The organism is Pantoea sp. DY-5, assembly GCF_019795955.1.
Classification (GTDB): Bacteria; Pseudomonadota; Gammaproteobacteria; order Enterobacterales; family Enterobacteriaceae; genus Pantoea; species Pantoea leporis.
In genome coordinates this window covers 1,611,136-1,626,945 of the sequence record NZ_JAIMIE010000001.1, presented here as the reverse complement: position 1 = coordinate 1,626,945, position 15,810 = coordinate 1,611,136, and the positions used below count along the sequence as shown (strand labels likewise).

Genomic DNA, 15,810 nt, shown 5'->3' with positions numbered 1-15,810 from the left:
ATGCGGCCTCATACACTCAGCCCGATTTCACCATTCCGAGGTAATTATGGTCCGTATGATTAAAATCGTCGCAGTTGTGGCATTGGTCACCGCGTTGAGCGGTTGTATTTTCCCACCTCCGGGTGGCGGCGGTTGGGGCGGCGGTCATGGTGGCGGCGGTCCGGGACGCGGATTTATGGGGCCGCATTAATACCCGTCATACTTCAGGCTGCAGGTGCATTGGCTGCGTGCATTCACCTTCAGTCACTTAGTGAAGTAAGCTCCTGAGGATGATTGCACTTGCCGCCTTCCTGCAGTCGAATTATTCAGGATATAGGTGAGCGAAACGTTTCAATTAACCCTTAGGCGTTCAGTGAAACGTTTCGCTATTACCTATTGAAATCTAGCCGGTTTTTTTATTCTGCCGTTTGGCTGTTTTTTCTCTAAAACGGCTTAAAAATCCTTGTTGTTTTATTCAGCGCAATGCTAACGTCTGTTTTTCTTCTCTCATTGAGCTTGTCGCATGAAAAACCTGATTGCGGAACTCCTTCTAAAGCTGGCTGAAAAAGAAGAAGAGTCTAAAGAATTAGTGGCTCAGGTTGAGGCATTAGAAATCGTGTTAACCGCGATGCTGCGCAAACTGAATCCCGATCAATTCCACGACATTGAGGCCGCTATTAAATTAGCCATGCCGCCCGTCGCTCCCGCGGCTGAAACGCCCGATACCACCATGCTGCGTAATTACGTAGAGAAGTTGCTGCATCATCCGCGCGTATAATGGCTATCGCCTGTTTTTGCAGGCAATTGTCATTATCGATTTCTCGTATTTGCTTATTCCGTGCCATGCTTAGAGAGCAATAATGCTACGGAGAATCCGGTAATGAAATCGTGTCTTTTGGCAATAATGACAGCAGGCTTGCTGATTGCAGGCGGAGCGAGTGCGGCAGAGAAAACCGCACAGCAGGAAAAAATGACCCAGTGTAACCAGAGCGCCGGTACACAAAATCTGAAAGGCGATGCGCGTAAAAGCTTTATGAGTGACTGTCTGAAAAAAGACAGCAAAATAGGCAGTATGACGCCGCAACAAATGAAGATGAAAACCTGTAATGCTGATGCGAGCGATAAAAAGCTCACCGGCGATGCACGTAAAACGTTTATGAGTTCGTGCCTGAAGAAAAGCTGATTTAATTAGCGATAATCGTCGCCGTTTTTAAATCACTCATGCGTGAAAAGGAATAAGGGTTCATGTTTAGCGTGAACCCTTTTTTTATTGCTGTAAGCTGCGGCGCAGACATATTCAATTTTACTTATCACGTCAGAGGAAAAACTCATATCAGGATCCTCATCACAAAACCGCACCGATAACGCTGCCAGGATACTTTAGTCCTAAATGATGACTAATTATTCCATCCGCTCAATCCCCGCTAAGCCAGAGCGTTCGTTGGGCAGCCTTTACCTGTGGAGTCTGCTATGAATGTGCTTGATTATGCTGTGATGGCGCTTTATGCGCTGATGATTGTGGCTATAACCTTGTGGGCGATGCGCAAGGTGGGCAGCACGCGTGATTTCTTTGCGGCTGGCGGCAAAATGCCGTGGTGGCTGTCGGGCGTGTCGCATCATATGTCAGGATACAGCGCGGCGGTTTTTGTCGCCTATGCGGCGGTGGCTTACAACATGGGCATCACCATCTATTTTTGGTGGGCGTTTCCCATCGCGATTGCGGTGTTGATAGGTTCACGCCTGTTTGCGCCGCGCTGGGCGCGCTTGCGCATCTATATGAACATCGAATCGCCGATGGAATATCTCGCCACGCGCTACAACTTGCCAACGCAAATGGTGCTGGCGTGGAGCGGGGTGCTGCTGAAAACTTTTGACGTCGGCGCGAAGTGGGCGGCAATTGCGGTGATCATCAACGTCTTTACCGGACTTGATCCGCTGATTGGCATCTGCGTTTCCGGCGCGCTGAGTTTGTTTTACACCGTGATGGGCGGATTGTGGGCGGATGCCTGCAACGACTTCGGCCAGTTCGTGGTGCAATTTGTGGCCGCGATTGTGATGGTGGTCGCGGTGGCGGTGCATCTCGGCGGATTTGCTGAACTGTTCACCATCTGGCAGCGTTTGCCGCCAACCCATACCCAGATTATTCAGGAGCCGTACAGCATCGGCTTTATTCTCGCCTATTTCGTCATCTACACGCTGAGCTACAACGGCGGCACCTGGAATCTGGCGCAGCGCTTTATAGCCGCGCCCGCCGGCCGCGATGCATGCAAAGCGGCGCGCCTCTCCGCCGCGCTCTATCTCATCTGGCCGCTGATTCTGTTCTGGCCGATGTGGGCAGCGCCGCTGCTGTTTCCCAATCTCAGCGATCCGTCGCGCTCTTATTCGATGATGGCGATGGAGCTGCTGCCGAATGGTCTAGTGGGTTTGGTGCTGGTGGCGATGTTTACTCACACGCTATCGATGACCTCGTCGGATGCCAACGCCATTACGGCGGTGGTGACGCGCGATATCCTGCCCGGCATGCTGCCGAAACATTTTCAGCGCGGTAAAAGCTCGCTGCTGGTGGCGCGGCTCACCGCTTTTATCTTCATTATCACCACGCTGGTGATTGCCATGAACGCCAGCCACTTCGGCGGCGTGCTGTCGCTGCTGATCATCTGGTTTGGCGGCTTAGTCGGCCCGATCTCCATTCCCATGCTGCTGGGTTTGCTGCCGGCATTTCGTCGCAGCGGCAGCGCCGCCGCGCTGGTGAGTTGGGCGATCGGCGTCGGCACTTTCTTCTGCGTGAAATTTGTCTTTACCGATGTCAGCACCGCCACCGTGGTGGCTGCGCCGGTGATGTCCTCGCTGGTGCTGTTTGTGGTGATGGGCTGGTTACGCCGCGCGCCGGTGCGTCCGGAAGTAGATCAGCTGCTGATCGCACTCAATCAGGATCAGGATGCGCCTACCGCACAGCGCTGGGCGCATAAAAGCAACGTCTCTCAGGAGGGATAACATGACGCTATTACAACAGGGAACCCGAGATCGCTTACGGATCAAACGCTTCGCCAGCCGCGCGGCATTAGGTGCTGCTGCTGCGCAGGATGTGGCCGCGTTTCTGCGTCAACGGCTGAGTGAACAGCATGTGGTGCGCATGGTGTTTGCCGCCGCGCCATCGCAAAACGAGTTTCTCGCCGCGCTGGTTGCGGCCGCGGATATCGACTGGTCGCGCATTCACGCCTTCCATATGGACGAGTACATCGGGCTGGAGGCGGATGCGCCCCAGCGTTTCAGCCACTTTTTACGCCAGAAGCTGTTTGATAGGGTGCAGCCTGGCGAAGTCAACTTGATCCCATCTTGCGGCGATCCTGCCGCGATTTGTGCGGATTACGCGGCAAAACTTAACGCCGCGTCCATTGATGCGGTGTGCCTTGGTATTGGTGAGAACGGCCATTTAGCCTTCAACGATCCGCCGGTGGCCGACTTCAGCGATCCTTTCACCGTTAAGGTGGTGCAGCTGGATGATGCCTGCCGCCAGCAGCAGGTCAACGATGGCTGTTTCGCCACTGTCGAGGCGGTACCGACGCATGCCGTAACGCTAACGATTCCCGCCTTGATGAGTGGCGCGCGGCTGTTCTGCATGGTGCCGGGTGCGAGCAAACGCGCGGCGGTGCGGGCAACGCTTGAGGATGCGATCTCCACCGCGTGTCCGGCGACGTGTCTGCGCCAGCATGCCGATTGCACGCTCTATACCGACAGCGATGCCTGCCCGGAGGTGACATTTGACTAGCCTCATTTTGCGCGGCCGCGATTACCGCACGCTGCAACCGATTGAGCTGGAGATTGAGCACGGCACCATCATTGATGTGCGCGCGCTGAATGAACTGGATGAGGAGATCATCCTCGCGCCGGGCTTGGTCGATCTGCAGGTCAACGGCTTTCAGGGCGTCGATTTCAACCATTTTCCTTTCAGCGAAGAGGATGTGCTGCACGCCACGCGCGCGCTGTGGCAGCAGGGCGTCACCAGCTTTTTGCCGACGGTGATCACCGCCATGCCGGAGGAGATTACGCAGGCGATGCAGCGACTCGTCAGCGCCCGCCAGCATCATCCTGACGTGGCACGCGCCGTTCCGGGGTTTCATCTGGAAGGACCTTTTTTGTCGCCTGAAGATGGGCCGCGTGGTGCGCATCCGCGCGAGGCGATTCGCGCACCGGATATTGCGCTGTTCGACAGCTGGCAGCAAGCCGCGCAGCAGCATATTCGCCTGCTCACGCTGTCGCCGGAATGGCCGCACAGCGATGCGCTGATCAAACATTGTGTGGCGCAGCAGGTGCGCGTCGCCATTGGGCATACGTCCGCCACGCCAGCGCAGATTCACGCGGCGGTTGACGCAGGCGCGACGCTCTCCACCCATCTCGGCAACGGCGCGCATCTGCAACTGCCGCGTCATCCCAATTACATCTGGCAGCAGCTGGCGGAAGATGCGCTGACGGCCACGTTGATTGCCGATGGCGATCACCTGCCGGCGGACGTGCTGAAAGTGTTCCTGCGTGCCAAAGGCGGGCAGGCGCTGCTGGTCAGTGACGTCACCTCGTTCGCTGGGCAGCCGCCGGGCATCTACGACACCGCGATTGGCGGCCGCGTGCAGCTTAGCGCTAGCGGACGCCTGAGCATCGCCGATGCGCCGCAGCTGCTGGCGGGATCGGCGCGTGGTTTGCTGGAGGGCGTGAACTTCCTGCTGCGCCATCAGCTGGCGACGCTGGCGCAGGCGATTGAGATGGCGTCTGTTCGTCCGGCGCGGCAGCTCAATCTGCCGCAGCAACAAGGTTTGGCCTGCGGCGCACCCGCCGATGTGCTGCTGCTGGCTGCTCAGGCGGACGGCGGCGTGGCTTTACGCGGCTGTGTGAAGCAAGGCGCTGTCGTGTGGCGGGATGGTGAAGATTATCTTTAGCGAATAAACAATAACTTACCTACCGTAGCGCGTTGTCGATGCGGACAAATCACCATGCTTTGCCAGGCTTACTCTTTGTAGGGATTTGCTGATTACCTCAAAAACCACAAGAAAGGAGGCCTAACGTGAGCTATCAAACTGTTGTGGAACTCAAGTCGCTGGCACAGCGCAAACCCACCAAATTTACCGTCGGCGACACCGATGTGGTACTGATTCGTGACGATGAGCGGGTGCAGGCGTTTCAGGCCAAATGCCCGCACGCCGGGGCGCCGTTAGAGCAGGGCGCGGTGTGTGGCGACAAGCTGATCTGTCCGTGGCACAAAGCGGTGTTTCAGCTGCAGGATGGGCAGATGTGCGAGCCGCTGGCGCTGGCGAATCTCAAGCGTTATCCGGTGCGCATCGAACAAGGCAAAGTGCTGGTCAGCCCGCAGGCGATGTCGCCCGCCAGTGCGCCCTCCGCACAAGGTGAGTCGCCGGTATGCGTGATTCTCGGTTCGGGCGCGGCGGGGAGTGCGGCGATCTGGACGCTGCGCGATGAAGGTTTTAAAGGGCATATTGTGTTGATCGAGCGGGAATCGGCCGCACCTTACGATCGCACCGCACTGAGCAAATTCGTGCCGTCCGGCAAAATGGCGATTGAGGATGTACCCAGGCTGCTGCAGCAGGATGTGCTGGGTACGGTGGAACGGATTCAGGGCGATGTCGAGCAGCTCAAAGCGCTTGAGCAAACGCTGATCCTTAAAGGCGGTCAGCAAGTGAAGTTTGACCAACTGCTCATTGCCAGCGGCGGCGTGCCGCAACCGCTCGATATACCGGGTAAAGATCTCGACGGCGTGCATCTGCTGCGATCGCTTAATCAGGCTGATGAACTGCTCAAAGAGGTCGATAATACTGAGCAACTGGTGATTATCGGCAACAGCTTTATCGGCATGGAGATGGCGGGATCGCTGCGTAACCGCGATATCGATGTCACGGTGATTGCGCGTCATCCGCTGCCGTTTGCTAAACAGTTTGGCGAAGAGATTGGCCGCCACTTCTACGATCTGCATCGCAGCAACGGCGTGAAGTTTGTGGAAGGCGATCCCGTGGCGCTGGAAGGCGAGGGCAACGTCAGCGCTGTGCGTCTGAAGAGTGGCAAAAAAGTCGATGCCAGCTTAGTGCTGTTTGGCACAGGCGTGGTGCCGGCGACCAAGTTCATCCACGACCTGCCGCTGGAAGAGGATGGCAGCTTGCTCACCGACAGCCAGCTGCGCGTGGCCGATAACATCTGGGTGGCCGGTGATATCGCCAGTTATCCGTCGGTGCAGGGCCCACAACGCATTGAGCACTATCGCGTGGCGCACCAGCAAGGGCGCATCGCGGCGCTGAATATGTTAGGAAAACAGATCCTGTATGACCGCGTGCCGTTCTTCTGGACCGCGCATTACGGTACCCGCTATGAGTATCTGGGACATGCGGAAGAGTGGGATGATTATCGGTTGCTGGGATCGCTGCAGAATAAGCAGTTTATCGCTCTCTATTGTCAGGAAGGGATGATTGCGGCGGTGTGTTCTGCCGGGCTGTATACGTTGACGGCAGCGCTGGTGCAGGAGATGCAGCAGCCCATGACGCTGGCGCAGGGTATTGCGTTGTATGAGGCGTATCAGGGGTAGAATCGGTGTTTGAAGGTCGCCATAAATGGCGACCCTACAACTACGCTTATTGCTTACTCAACGCCTCTGACTTCGCCATACACTGCTGCATCGCATTAATCACCGCGGCGCGGAAGCCTTTCTCTTCCAGCACTTTCACCGCTTCGATGGTGGTGCCGCCTGGCGAGCACACCATATCTTTCAGCTCGCCGGGATGCTTGCCGGTTTCCAGCACCATCTGCGCCGAACCTTTGACCGCCTGTGCCGCAAACTGATATGCCTGCGCACGCGGCATGCCGCCGAGCACCGCCGCATCGGCCATCGCTTCGATAAACATAAACACATAGGCTGGCGCTGAGCCGCTCACGCCAACCACCGCGTGAATCAGGTATTCATTTACCACCGCCGCTTTGCCGAAGCTTTCGAAAATCCCCACCACTTCATCCACTTCATGCGCTTCCACTAGCACGTTTGGCGTCACCGAGGTCATACCTTCGTTCACCAGTGATGGCGTATTGGGCATCACGCGGATGATTTTGCGATCGTGGCCGAGCACCGATGCCAGAGAATCCAGCGTCACGCCGGCGGCAATCGAGACCACCAGCACATCTTTCTTCAGCTGGCCGGCAAGATCTTTCAACACTTTGAGAATCACATTAGGTTTCACCGCGCCAAACAGGATATCCACTTCGCGCGCCAGACTTTCCACGCTGTCTGCGGCAGTGACGCCATATTGCTGCGCCATCGCCTGGTTAGTGGCGGGCTTACGGTCGAACACCCAGATATTGGTGGGGGCGATCTGCCCGCTGTTGACCAGTCCGCTAATAATGGCTTTCGCCATATTGCCGCAGCCGACAAACCCGATTTTCTTCTCCAGCATCGCTTTATCCTCTAAGTGGTTCATTTTCTGTGGGGGTAAGCTTACGTCAGCGAGGATTAATAACAAGGCGGGCGGCCAGCAAAAACAGTTGCCATTCTGCCGTAGCACGGCAAGATCAGCCTCATTGTCTGTGAAAAAGGAGTCATCATGTCGATTTGGGTTGATGCCGATGCCTGTCCCAATGTCATCAAAGAAGTGCTGTACCGCGCGGCTGAGCGCACCAAAGTTACCGTGACCTTTGTCGCCAACCAACCGCTGCGCGTGCCGCCGTCGCCGTGGCTGAAAACGCTGCAGGTTGCTGCCGGGTTTGACGTGGCCGATAACGAGATTGTGAAACGGGTGCAACCCGGCGAGCTGGTGATCACCGGTGATATTCCGCTGGCGGCAGAAGTGTTGGAGAAGGGCGCTGCGGCGCTGAATCCGCGCGGAGAGCGCTATTCGACAGACACCATTCGTCAGCGCTTAACCATGCGTGACTTTATGGAAACGATGCGCGCCAGCGGGATTCAGAGTGGCGGCCCGTCGACCTTAAGCCAACGCGACCGCCAACTGTTCGCCAATGAATTGGATAAGTGGTTACGTCAACGCTGATCAGACGAAGCTATCATCGTCGTCAAAGTCGCCGCCGCTGCCAAAGTCACCGAAATCATTGTTGTCCGCCAGGTTGTTATCCCAGCCCGAGTTATCATTCAGGAACGCATTGTTGCTGTCGTTGCCGTTAAAGGTGTCGAGGCTGTTATCGACCTGCGGCAGCGCCGGTTCGTTGATGATGTTAACGATCTCTTCCGGCTGCGAATGGTGGAACATGCTGGTCAGCATATCCGCCATCACCACGCCGCCTGCCACACCAACTGCGGTCTGCAACGCGCCGCCGAGGAAGCCGGTGCCGCGTGCCGCAGGCGCAGCAGATTGCTGCTGTGGTGGCGCATATTGCTGTTGTGGCTGCGGCGGTGGATTCCCCCACGCTGGCTGTTGTTGCGCCGCCGGGCGCGATCCGCCACCAAACAGGCTGGAAAGAAAACCGCCGCTGCTCTGCTGCGGTGCCTGTTGCTGCTGCGCCTGCGCCAGACGATTTTCCAGATCCGTAACCTGCGCATTAAGCTTTTTCAGCGCCGCTTCCTGAATCAGGATCGCCTGCGACATGTAGTAAGGCGCGCCGGGCTGATTCTGTAAATGCTGTTTGATTAACTGCTCTGCGCCAGCATCACGCGGGCCGCTTTGCGTCTCAGCCTGTTTCAGGCGGCTGAACAGGTTTTCAATAAGTTGTTGTTCTTCGCTTTGCATGGGGAACCCTCCGTTAAGGTATGCCTCATATATGAGGGCGCGACCAAAGAAAGTAAATCAGCGGCCTGGTAAGGAAATGTTGGCCGCTGTTACATTTTGCCGGATGCACGATTCATGCATTGTTTTTTGCAGCTTAATCAAACGACTAGCTTAGGATGTGACTGAAATACGCGTAAATCGTGCCTCGCGGGTGGCTGATAAAATAAAATCCAGGTATTATGCGACGCATTATTGACCTGATGACGTTGCCCGTGCGGCACATTACGGCGGAGGATGAGCCTGGATGTCATTACCCATCTATCTGATCGGCGCGCGCGGTTGCGGTAAAACCACGGTTGGCAAGGCGCTGTCGCAAGCGCTGGGCTATGCCTTTAACGATACCGATCACTATTTGCAACTCACTACGCAACGCAGCGTGGCGGAGATTGTGGCATCTGAAGGGTGGGATAGCTTCCGCGCCCGCGAAACGGAATCGCTGCGTGCGGTCACCGCGTCGAATACGGTCATCGCTACCGGCGGCGGCATGGTGCTGGCGGAAGTGAATTGCCGCTTTATGCGCGAACACGGCCAGGTGATTTGGCTGAATGCGCCCTCAGAAGTGCTGGCCGATCGTCTGGAACATCAGCCGGAAGCGGCGCAGCGTCCCACCTTAACCGGCCGCCCGATTGCCGAAGAGATGGGCGATATCCTGCGTGAGCGTGCTCATCTGTATCGTCAAACCGCGCATCATGAAGTCAACGCGATGCAATCGCCCGATCGTGTAGTAGAGCAAATTCTGCAATCGCTCTCTCTGGCGCGCGCCAGTTAAACCCTCAGATTTCTCTCTGTTTTTTCGCAGCGATCCTCAGTTGTCTATACTTAACATTAGGCAGAGGATCACCGCTGTCTGTGGACAACTGATAGAAGAGGGAAAACGATGCCAACTAAACCACCCTATCCGCGAGTCGCGCGTATTGTCGCCGTTGAAAAAGGTTCGGCGGATCAAACCGTCACCTGGTATGAATTACGTGCCGACCATCCCAAACCCGATACATTAATAAGCGAACACAAAAGCGAAACCGAAGCGCAAGATGCCAAAGAGCGCTACGAAGACGCTGAAAAAGATTAAGTTTACCCGTCATATTTCAAGCTGCAGGTGCGTTGGCTGCATGTGTTCACCCCAGTCACTTACCTAAGTAAGCTCCTGGGGGATTCACCCATTTGCCGCCTCCCTGCAACTTGAATTCTATAGGGTAAAGAATTCAACCGAAAAACTGCAATATTCCAAAAAAGTTACACACTTTCCTGCGGAATATTTAACTCACCTGATTACGTCATTTGTTTTCCACTTCACGCCGTATTTTATTCTGCCTTAAATTCCCTCAGAAACGTCCGGCTTAAAATTTGCGCTTGACCGTCAAAGCGTCGCGCTTTACTTTCTGGTTATTGAAAGAGGAACTGTGTTCCATATAGTGAAACCAACGCCATGACCACACTCGAAAATGCCTCCGCCGTACTGAAGCTGTTTCAGCGCTTTGGCGTGACGCAGGGCCATCCCGGCTTGACCTTTACCGAGGTGGTGGATGCGTTAGGCATGCCGAAAAGCACGGTCTCGCGCCTGTTAGCGACCATGGAGAGTGAAGGCTTACTTGAGCGTGACACTGAAAGTCGCTGCTTCCAGATTGGTCGCGTGCTGCTGTCGGTGGCGGGTCACTATTTGTCGACGCCGCTGGTGGATAGCGCGTCGGCGCCGATGGCGCGCCTGGCGGCCAGCAGCGGTTGCATGGGTTATATCTCGGTGCTGGATGGCGACGATGTGCTGGTGATGCGCATGTATCACGGCCGTTTCTTCACCCAGTTGGTGACGCCGCCGGGCACGCGCGTTTCATTGACCGGCACTTCGACCGGACGCGTGCTGCTGGCGCAGCTCAGTGATGACGAGGTTCGCGACCGATTTGCCAGCAACTGGCAGGCGGCTTCGATGAACTCGCCACTGAGCGTCGATGCGTTATGCAAAGAGTTAGCGGTAATTCGTCAGCAAGGCTGGGCACTGGCGCGCAATGAGACGCTGCCGGGCATCAGTTCGCTGGCGGTCGCGGTAACCAATAAACATCGCGGTGAAAGTGCCGCGCTCTGTCTCTCGTTTTTATCGCAAGAAGCGGCGCCCGGATATCCGGAGAGGCTGCTCAGCGAACTACGCGCAACGGCTGCACTGATGGCCGAAAAATACGGCGCATAATCCTGTCCAAAACAGGAAACCCTATTTTAGTTTTGAAGGCGTTTATTCGCGCCACACCAGGGAAATAGCAGGTCTTCGGACCTGCTTATTTCAATAATCAGGGAACGATTAATATAAAAACGTTGATGTCCCGCGTGTCGGGCACTTCGAATTAAAGCGTTTTCTACAGGGTGAAAATACGGGGATCTCATGCGTCAAAATAATCCAATAAAAAGCGTTGGCGTTGCCTTAATGCTGGTTCTGCTGTCCGTTGCCGGCGCCATCATTGGGGTTCAGCTTATTACCACAATTGGGGTAACACCCAATACCTCTATTATCGGCGCGCTGTTTGCCATGCTGCTGGCGCGTATTCCGCTGCAATGGTTTCGTCGCTATCGCTCCATTGAAGTACAAAACCTCGCGCAAACCGCCATCTCCTCGGCCACCTTCGGTGCGGCCAACAGCCTGTTGATGCCGATTGCGGTGCCGTGGGCGCTGGGTGAGCCGCAGCTGGTGCTGCCGCTGTTTGTTGGCGTCAGCGCGGCGATGCTGCTCGATGCTTATTTACTCTATCGTCTATTTGATACCCGCGTCTTCCCGGCCAGCAATGCGTGGCCGCCGGGCGTGGCGGCAGCCGAAGCGATCAAAGCCGGTGACAAAGGCGGTCGTCAGGCTTGGCTGCTGGTGGTGGGGATTGTTGGCGGCATCGTGGGTTCGATGCTAAAGATCCCGATGTCGGCATTTGGCACCGCGTTTATCGGTAATATCTGGGCGCTCAGCATGCTCGGTATGGGTTTCCTGCTGCGCGCCTACGCGCAACCGGTTGCTGGCATTGATATCAACGCACTCTATATTCCGCACGGCGTGATGGTCGGTGCCGGTTTGGTGGCGTTAATTCAGGTGGTGCAGGTGATTCGCAGCCGCCGCAATGATCAGGTCAACGTCAGCCGTAGCGACAGCGAAGTCAAACGGTCGCTGGGTTTCGGCACCGTCGGTTACATCGTCATCTCCACGCTGCTGGCGCTGGCGGGCGGTCTGTGGAGCCAGATGGGCCTGCCGATGCTGGTGCTGTTTATCCTTTACGCCGCCTTTGCTGCCTTCGTGCATGAATTGATTGTTGGTATCGCCGCCATGCACTCTGGCTGGTTCCCGGCCTTTGCGGTGGCGCTGATTACCCTGATTCTCGGTATTCTGCTCGGCTTCCCGCCGTTGGCGTTGTGCCTGCTGTGTGGCTTTACCGCCGCTACCGGTCCGGCGTTTGCCGATATGGGGTATGACCTGAAAGCCGGCTTTATCCTGCGCGGCAACGGTGCCGATGTGCAGCAAGAGCTGTGGGGCCGCCGTATCCAGCTGATCGCCGCGATGATTGCCTTTGTGATCTGTATTCCCGTGGTGTGGTACGCGCACACCATTTTCTTTGCCGAGAATCTGCTGCCGCCGGTGGCGCGCGTTTATGCCAAAACCATTCAGGCCGGTGCGGAGCCGGGGATCGCTGGCAATCTGCTGATGTGGGCGATTCCGGGCGCGGTTATACAGTTGATCGGCGGACCGAAGCGTCAGCTTGGCGTCCTGCTGGCGACCGGCTTGTTAATCAACAACGCCGCGGCAGGTTGGGCGGTGATGGTGGGCATCGCGCTGCGCATTATCATCCTGCGCGTGTGGGGAGAGCGTGGACGTTCACCGATGGAGGTGATGGCCGCCGGATTTATCGCGGGCGATGCGCTCTACAGCTTCTTCCATTCACTTTTTGCCAGCGGCAGCAAAAAATAATCCAGGAAATTCATGATGAGTTTACAGCAGACACTGCAGGTCTTTGAGTTACTCGATAGCGCTTACATTGATGGCCAACAGGTGGTCGATCTGTTCGCGGCCTATCCGGGCGTCACCGCCAGCACGAAACGCGTTAGCGGGCCAAAAGGGCGGACCGATTTCGTCCGCATCGATATCCCCGGTGCGCAGGGCAAAAGCAACGGCGGCAGTGCGCCAACACTCGGCATCATTGGCCGTCTCGGCGGTATTGGTGCGCGTCCAACGCGCATTGGTATGGTATCGGATGCCGATGGCGCCGTCGCGGCGGTGAGCAGTGCCTTGAAGCTGGCGCAGATGCAGACCAAAGGCGACGTGCTGGCCGGTGATGTGATTATCACCACCCACATCTGCCCGGATGCGCCAACCCGTCCGCACGAACCGGTCGATTTCATGGATTCGCCGTGCGACGACATCACCATGAATGACAACGAAGTGATTGCTGGCGTTGATGCGATTCTGTCGATCGATACCACCAAAGGTAACCGCATCCTCAATCACAAAGGCTACGCGCTGTCGCCGACGGTGAAAGAGGGCTACATCCTGCGCGTGTCAGAAGATCTGTTACGCATCATGGAGATGACCAGCGGCAAACCGGCGGTCACCTTCCCGATCACCACGCAGGACATCACGCCATACGGCAACGGGGTTTATCACCTCAACAGTATTTTGCAACCTTCCACCGCGACGGATGTACCGGTGGTCGGCGTGGCGATCTGTGCCGAATCGGTGGTGCCGGGCTGCGGCACCGGCGCCAGCCACGAAGTGGATATCGCTTTAGCAGTGAAGTTTGCGGTCGAAGTGGCGAAAGAGTTCGGGCGTGAAACCTGTCACTTCTACGACCCACAAGAGTACGCGCTGCTGCTCTCTTTGTATGGTAGTCTCAGCCATCTGCGCACCCGGAAAGCCTGATGATGAACATCTCCCTGGTCACACTGACGATTGGTCAATCACCGCGTAGCGACATTCTGCCGCTGCTGCTGGAATATCTGCCCGCCGATCAGGTGGCGCATGCCGGTTTACTCGACGGCCTGACGCTAGCCGAAGTTGAGCTGCAGTATGCGCCCGCGCCGGGCGACAAGGTGCTGATATCGCGTATGACCAGCGGCGAGCAGGTGCGCCTGTCCGTAGCAAAAGTGGAGCAGGGACTGCAACGTAAGATCAACGCGCTGGAGCAGCAGGGCTATGACACCATTTTGCTGCTGTGCACCGGCGAGTTTGGCGCGCTGAAAACCCAATCCGCTTTGCTGCTGGAGCCCGATCGCATCATCCCACCGCTGGTACGCGCGATTGTGCAAGATCATAAAGTCGGGATTGTGGTGCCGGTGGAAGAGCAGATTGCCGAGCAGGCCAACAAGTGGCGCAACTTGATCACTCCGCCGTGTTTTGCCGTTGCCAGCCCGTATCTGGCGGAGCAGGCCGATTTGGTGGAAGCGGGATTGTCGCTGCAGGAGCAGGGCGCGGATGTGGTGGTGCTGGATTGCATCGGCTATCACCAGCAGCACCGCGATTTCCTGCAGAAAATGCTGGGCATTCCGGTACTGCTGTCGAACGTGCTGGTGGCCAAGCTGGCGGCAGAATTGATCGTCTAACGCAGGGAGATCACAAGTTGCGATCTGTGGCGCTAATTCGCGTGACAGATCAGCGAGTTCCTTAGTAATCTGCCAGTCACGATAATGTGCTGTGAGGAAGTAATATGCTCAATACAAGTGAGTATTTCGACGGAAAAGTGAAATCCATTGGTTTCGACAGCGTGACCATTGGCCGTGCCAGCGTTGGCGTGATGGCGGAAGGTGAATACACCTTCGGCACCAATCAACCGGAAGAGATGACGGTGGTGAGCGGCGCGCTGAAAGTGCTGCTGCCGGGCGAAACCGAGTGGAAATGGTACGAAGCTGGCACCAGCTTCAACGTGCCAGGCCAAAGCGAATTCCATCTGCAGGTGGCAGAGCCTTCTTCTTATCTGTGCCGCTACCTCTAAACTCAAGCTTTAGAACATATTAAACCTGCGACTTCTGTTGAAGCGCAGGTTTTTTTATTGCTCACCCCACGAAAATCCTGCTGGTTTGTCGTAGGGTCACCCTTAATGGCGACCAGGATCGAGAGGATTAACGCTTCGCTTCGCCGCCTAACGCTTCGACCAGATTGCTGATCAGTGCGGCCAGTTCGCTGGTCATCAGAATGAAATCGGCATCGAAACGCTGGGCGAAATCATCGCGGTCGATGTCATCATTCTGCTCACGCAGCGTGTCGCTGAACTTCAAACGCTTCACTGAAGCATCATCGGCGATAACAAACTGAATGCGTTCCTGCCAGTCGAGCGCCAGTTTGGTGACCACTTTACCGGCTTCAATGTGCGTGGCGATCTCGTCGGAAATCAGATCCTGCTTCTTGCAGCGGATCACGCCGCCATCTTCCAGCATCGCTTTCAGTTCGGCTTCATCCATCAGGGCAAAACCGGCGGGCAGTTCACCCGAACGCACCCATTCGGTCAGCGTCAGCTCGATCGGATTCTCCAGCGTCAGCGGCACCACCGGCAGCGAACCGAGGCTTTTGCGCAGCAGCGCCAGCGTGTCTTCGGCTTTCTTAGCGCTGGCGCAATCGACGATGATCAGGTTATTAACGGTGTCGATCCACATATACGTCTGGCTGAAACGGCTAAACGCGCGTGGCAGCAAGCTGTGCAGCACTTCATCTTTCAGCGAATCTTTCTCGGTCTTCTTCAGCTTGCGGCTCTGTTCTGCTTCCAGCTTGTCGATTTTGGCTTCCAGCGCCTGCTTCACCACCGGCGACGGCAGAATCTTCTGCTCGGTGCGTGCACAAATCACCATCTGACCGTTGATTTCGTGCGTCAGCGCTTCGCTGCGGTTGCCCATCGGTGAAACCCAGCCGGTTTTCGCCATATCCTGGCTGCCACACGGCGAAAAGGTAAAGGCGTCGAGCTGTTTTTCCAGATCGTCTGCGGACAGCGGAATGTCACGATTCAGACGATAAACCATCATATTTTTAAACCACAACATCGGGATTCCTTACCGTGGGTGCGATCGGGCGCACAAGTCTCAAAGTCAGCGCGCATGATAGCGAAACATCGGATTGGTTTCA

18 protein-coding genes are annotated in these 15,810 nt (G+C 56.4%); 15 read left to right on the top strand and 3 right to left on the bottom strand.

From position 1 onward, the window contains the following. Positions 1-46: 46 nt before the first annotated feature. The 7 genes from K5Y30_RS07765 (at position 47) to K5Y30_RS07735 (ending at position 6,562) form a co-directional block, all read left to right on the top strand. Positions 47-190, top strand: coding sequence for a hypothetical protein (locus tag K5Y30_RS07765; RefSeq protein ID WP_222210834.1), 144 nt, complete (start codon positions 47-49; stop codon positions 188-190). A 312-nt stretch (positions 191-502) separates the two neighbouring features. Continuing rightward, entirely contained in the window at positions 503-757 is a 255-nt protein-coding gene (gene iraP / locus K5Y30_RS07760) for an anti-adapter protein IraP (RefSeq protein WP_101762480.1), read from the top strand. A gap of 102 nt (positions 758-859) precedes the next feature. After that, positions 860-1,162: a PsiF family protein gene (locus tag K5Y30_RS07755; protein ID WP_101762479.1), complete on the top strand. Its 303-nt coding sequence runs from the start codon at positions 860-862 to the stop codon at positions 1,160-1,162. Between the two features lie 287 nt (positions 1,163-1,449). After that, complete coding sequence (locus K5Y30_RS07750; protein ID WP_222210833.1) at positions 1,450-2,973, top strand: sodium:solute symporter family protein; 1,524 nt, start codon at positions 1,450-1,452, stop codon at positions 2,971-2,973. A gap of 1 nt (position 2,974) precedes the next feature. Next, on the top strand, positions 2,975-3,748 hold the full coding sequence (locus K5Y30_RS07745; RefSeq protein WP_222210832.1) for a glucosamine-6-phosphate deaminase: 774 nt from the start codon (positions 2,975-2,977) through the stop codon (positions 3,746-3,748). Then, a complete protein-coding gene (locus K5Y30_RS07740; protein ID WP_222210831.1) occupies positions 3,741-4,910 on the top strand; it encodes an N-acetylglucosamine-6-phosphate deacetylase in 1,170 nt (389 codons plus the stop codon). The genes K5Y30_RS07745 and K5Y30_RS07740 overlap by 8 nt, the downstream gene beginning before the upstream one ends. 125 nt (positions 4,911-5,035) lie before the next feature. After that, complete coding sequence (locus K5Y30_RS07735) at positions 5,036-6,562, top strand: FAD-dependent oxidoreductase (protein WP_222210830.1); 1,527 nt, start codon at positions 5,036-5,038, stop codon at positions 6,560-6,562. 46 nt (positions 6,563-6,608) lie between these two features. Here K5Y30_RS07735 and proC read toward each other — a convergent pair whose 3' ends face one another. Beyond that, the gene (gene proC, locus K5Y30_RS07730; RefSeq protein WP_222181526.1) at positions 6,609-7,421 is read right to left on the bottom strand and encodes a pyrroline-5-carboxylate reductase; all 813 of its coding nucleotides are present in this window, start codon (positions 7,419-7,421) and stop codon (positions 6,609-6,611) included. A 147-nt stretch (positions 7,422-7,568) separates the two neighbouring features. Between proC and K5Y30_RS07725 the strand changes: the two genes are divergently transcribed. Beyond that, positions 7,569-8,012 carry a YaiI/YqxD family protein gene (locus K5Y30_RS07725; RefSeq protein ID WP_008106050.1) on the top strand — a complete coding sequence of 148 codons (444 nt, stop codon included), beginning with the start codon at positions 7,569-7,571 and terminating at the stop codon, positions 8,010-8,012. On the opposite strand, the gene K5Y30_RS07720 is transcribed toward K5Y30_RS07725, so the two are convergent. Further along, positions 8,013-8,705: a DUF2076 domain-containing protein gene (locus K5Y30_RS07720; RefSeq protein WP_101762473.1), complete on the bottom strand. Its 693-nt coding sequence runs from the start codon at positions 8,703-8,705 to the stop codon at positions 8,013-8,015. 283 nt (positions 8,706-8,988) lie between these two features. Between K5Y30_RS07720 and aroL the strand changes: the two genes are divergently transcribed. From aroL to ppnP, 7 genes are all read left to right on the top strand, one after another. After that, on the top strand, positions 8,989-9,513 hold the full coding sequence (aroL, locus tag K5Y30_RS07715; protein ID WP_222210829.1) for a shikimate kinase AroL: 525 nt from the start codon (positions 8,989-8,991) through the stop codon (positions 9,511-9,513). Positions 9,514-9,621: 108 nt separating this feature from the next. Then, the gene (locus tag K5Y30_RS07710) at positions 9,622-9,813 is read left to right on the top strand and encodes a YaiA family protein (protein WP_101762471.1); all 192 of its coding nucleotides are present in this window, start codon (positions 9,622-9,624) and stop codon (positions 9,811-9,813) included. A gap of 357 nt (positions 9,814-10,170) precedes the next feature. Further along, a complete protein-coding gene (locus K5Y30_RS07705) occupies positions 10,171-10,923 on the top strand; it encodes an IclR family transcriptional regulator (RefSeq protein WP_222210828.1) in 753 nt (250 codons plus the stop codon). A 189-nt stretch (positions 10,924-11,112) separates the two neighbouring features. Continuing rightward, entirely contained in the window at positions 11,113-12,672 is a 1,560-nt protein-coding gene (locus tag K5Y30_RS07700) for an OPT/YSL family transporter (RefSeq protein WP_222181529.1), read from the top strand. A gap of 15 nt (positions 12,673-12,687) precedes the next feature. Beyond that, entirely contained in the window at positions 12,688-13,620 is a 933-nt protein-coding gene (locus K5Y30_RS07695; RefSeq protein WP_110867768.1) for a DUF1177 domain-containing protein, read from the top strand. Positions 13,621-13,622: 2 nt separating this feature from the next. Beyond that, positions 13,623-14,300, top strand: a complete 678-nt coding sequence (locus K5Y30_RS07690; RefSeq protein WP_222182854.1) for an AroM family protein — start codon at positions 13,623-13,625, stop codon at positions 14,298-14,300. A gap of 104 nt (positions 14,301-14,404) precedes the next feature. Then, a complete protein-coding gene (gene ppnP / locus K5Y30_RS07685; RefSeq protein WP_101762466.1) occupies positions 14,405-14,689 on the top strand; it encodes a pyrimidine/purine nucleoside phosphorylase in 285 nt (94 codons plus the stop codon). Positions 14,690-14,816: 127 nt separating this feature from the next. Here the strand turns inward: ppnP and rdgC are convergent, their stop codons facing one another. Then, positions 14,817-15,728, bottom strand: a complete 912-nt coding sequence (rdgC, locus tag K5Y30_RS07680) for a recombination-associated protein RdgC (protein WP_008106069.1) — start codon at positions 15,726-15,728, stop codon at positions 14,817-14,819. Positions 15,729-15,810: the final 82 nt, after the last annotated feature.

What these genes read in the sequence shown, in the direction of transcription:
- iraP (WP_101762480.1), top strand. Translation starts at nt 503, where the DNA reads ATGAAAAACCTGATTGCGGAACTCCTTCTAAAGCTGGCTGAAAAAGAA.
- K5Y30_RS07690 (WP_222182854.1), top strand. Translation starts at nt 13,623, where the DNA reads ATGAACATCTCCCTGGTCACACTGACGATTGGTCAATCACCGCGTAGC.
- K5Y30_RS07710 (WP_101762471.1), top strand. Translation starts at nt 9,622, where the DNA reads ATGCCAACTAAACCACCCTATCCGCGAGTCGCGCGTATTGTCGCCGTT.
- K5Y30_RS07700 (WP_222181529.1), top strand. Translation starts at nt 11,113, where the DNA reads ATGCGTCAAAATAATCCAATAAAAAGCGTTGGCGTTGCCTTAATGCTG.
- K5Y30_RS07725 (WP_008106050.1), top strand. Translation starts at nt 7,569, where the DNA reads ATGTCGATTTGGGTTGATGCCGATGCCTGTCCCAATGTCATCAAAGAA.
- K5Y30_RS07750 (WP_222210833.1), top strand. Translation starts at nt 1,450, where the DNA reads ATGAATGTGCTTGATTATGCTGTGATGGCGCTTTATGCGCTGATGATT.
- K5Y30_RS07695 (WP_110867768.1), top strand. Translation starts at nt 12,688, where the DNA reads ATGAGTTTACAGCAGACACTGCAGGTCTTTGAGTTACTCGATAGCGCT.
- K5Y30_RS07720 (WP_101762473.1), bottom strand. Translation starts at nt 8,705, where the DNA reads ATGCAAAGCGAAGAACAACAACTTATTGAAAACCTGTTCAGCCGCCTG.
- K5Y30_RS07755 (WP_101762479.1), top strand. Translation starts at nt 860, where the DNA reads ATGAAATCGTGTCTTTTGGCAATAATGACAGCAGGCTTGCTGATTGCA.
- ppnP (WP_101762466.1), top strand. Translation starts at nt 14,405, where the DNA reads ATGCTCAATACAAGTGAGTATTTCGACGGAAAAGTGAAATCCATTGGT.
- K5Y30_RS07745 (WP_222210832.1), top strand. Translation starts at nt 2,975, where the DNA reads ATGACGCTATTACAACAGGGAACCCGAGATCGCTTACGGATCAAACGC.
- aroL (WP_222210829.1), top strand. Translation starts at nt 8,989, where the DNA reads ATGTCATTACCCATCTATCTGATCGGCGCGCGCGGTTGCGGTAAAACC.
- proC (WP_222181526.1), bottom strand. Translation starts at nt 7,421, where the DNA reads ATGCTGGAGAAGAAAATCGGGTTTGTCGGCTGCGGCAATATGGCGAAA.
- rdgC (WP_008106069.1), bottom strand. Translation starts at nt 15,728, where the DNA reads ATGTTGTGGTTTAAAAATATGATGGTTTATCGTCTGAATCGTGACATT.
- K5Y30_RS07765 (WP_222210834.1), top strand. Translation starts at nt 47, where the DNA reads ATGGTCCGTATGATTAAAATCGTCGCAGTTGTGGCATTGGTCACCGCG.
- K5Y30_RS07705 (WP_222210828.1), top strand. Translation starts at nt 10,171, where the DNA reads ATGACCACACTCGAAAATGCCTCCGCCGTACTGAAGCTGTTTCAGCGC.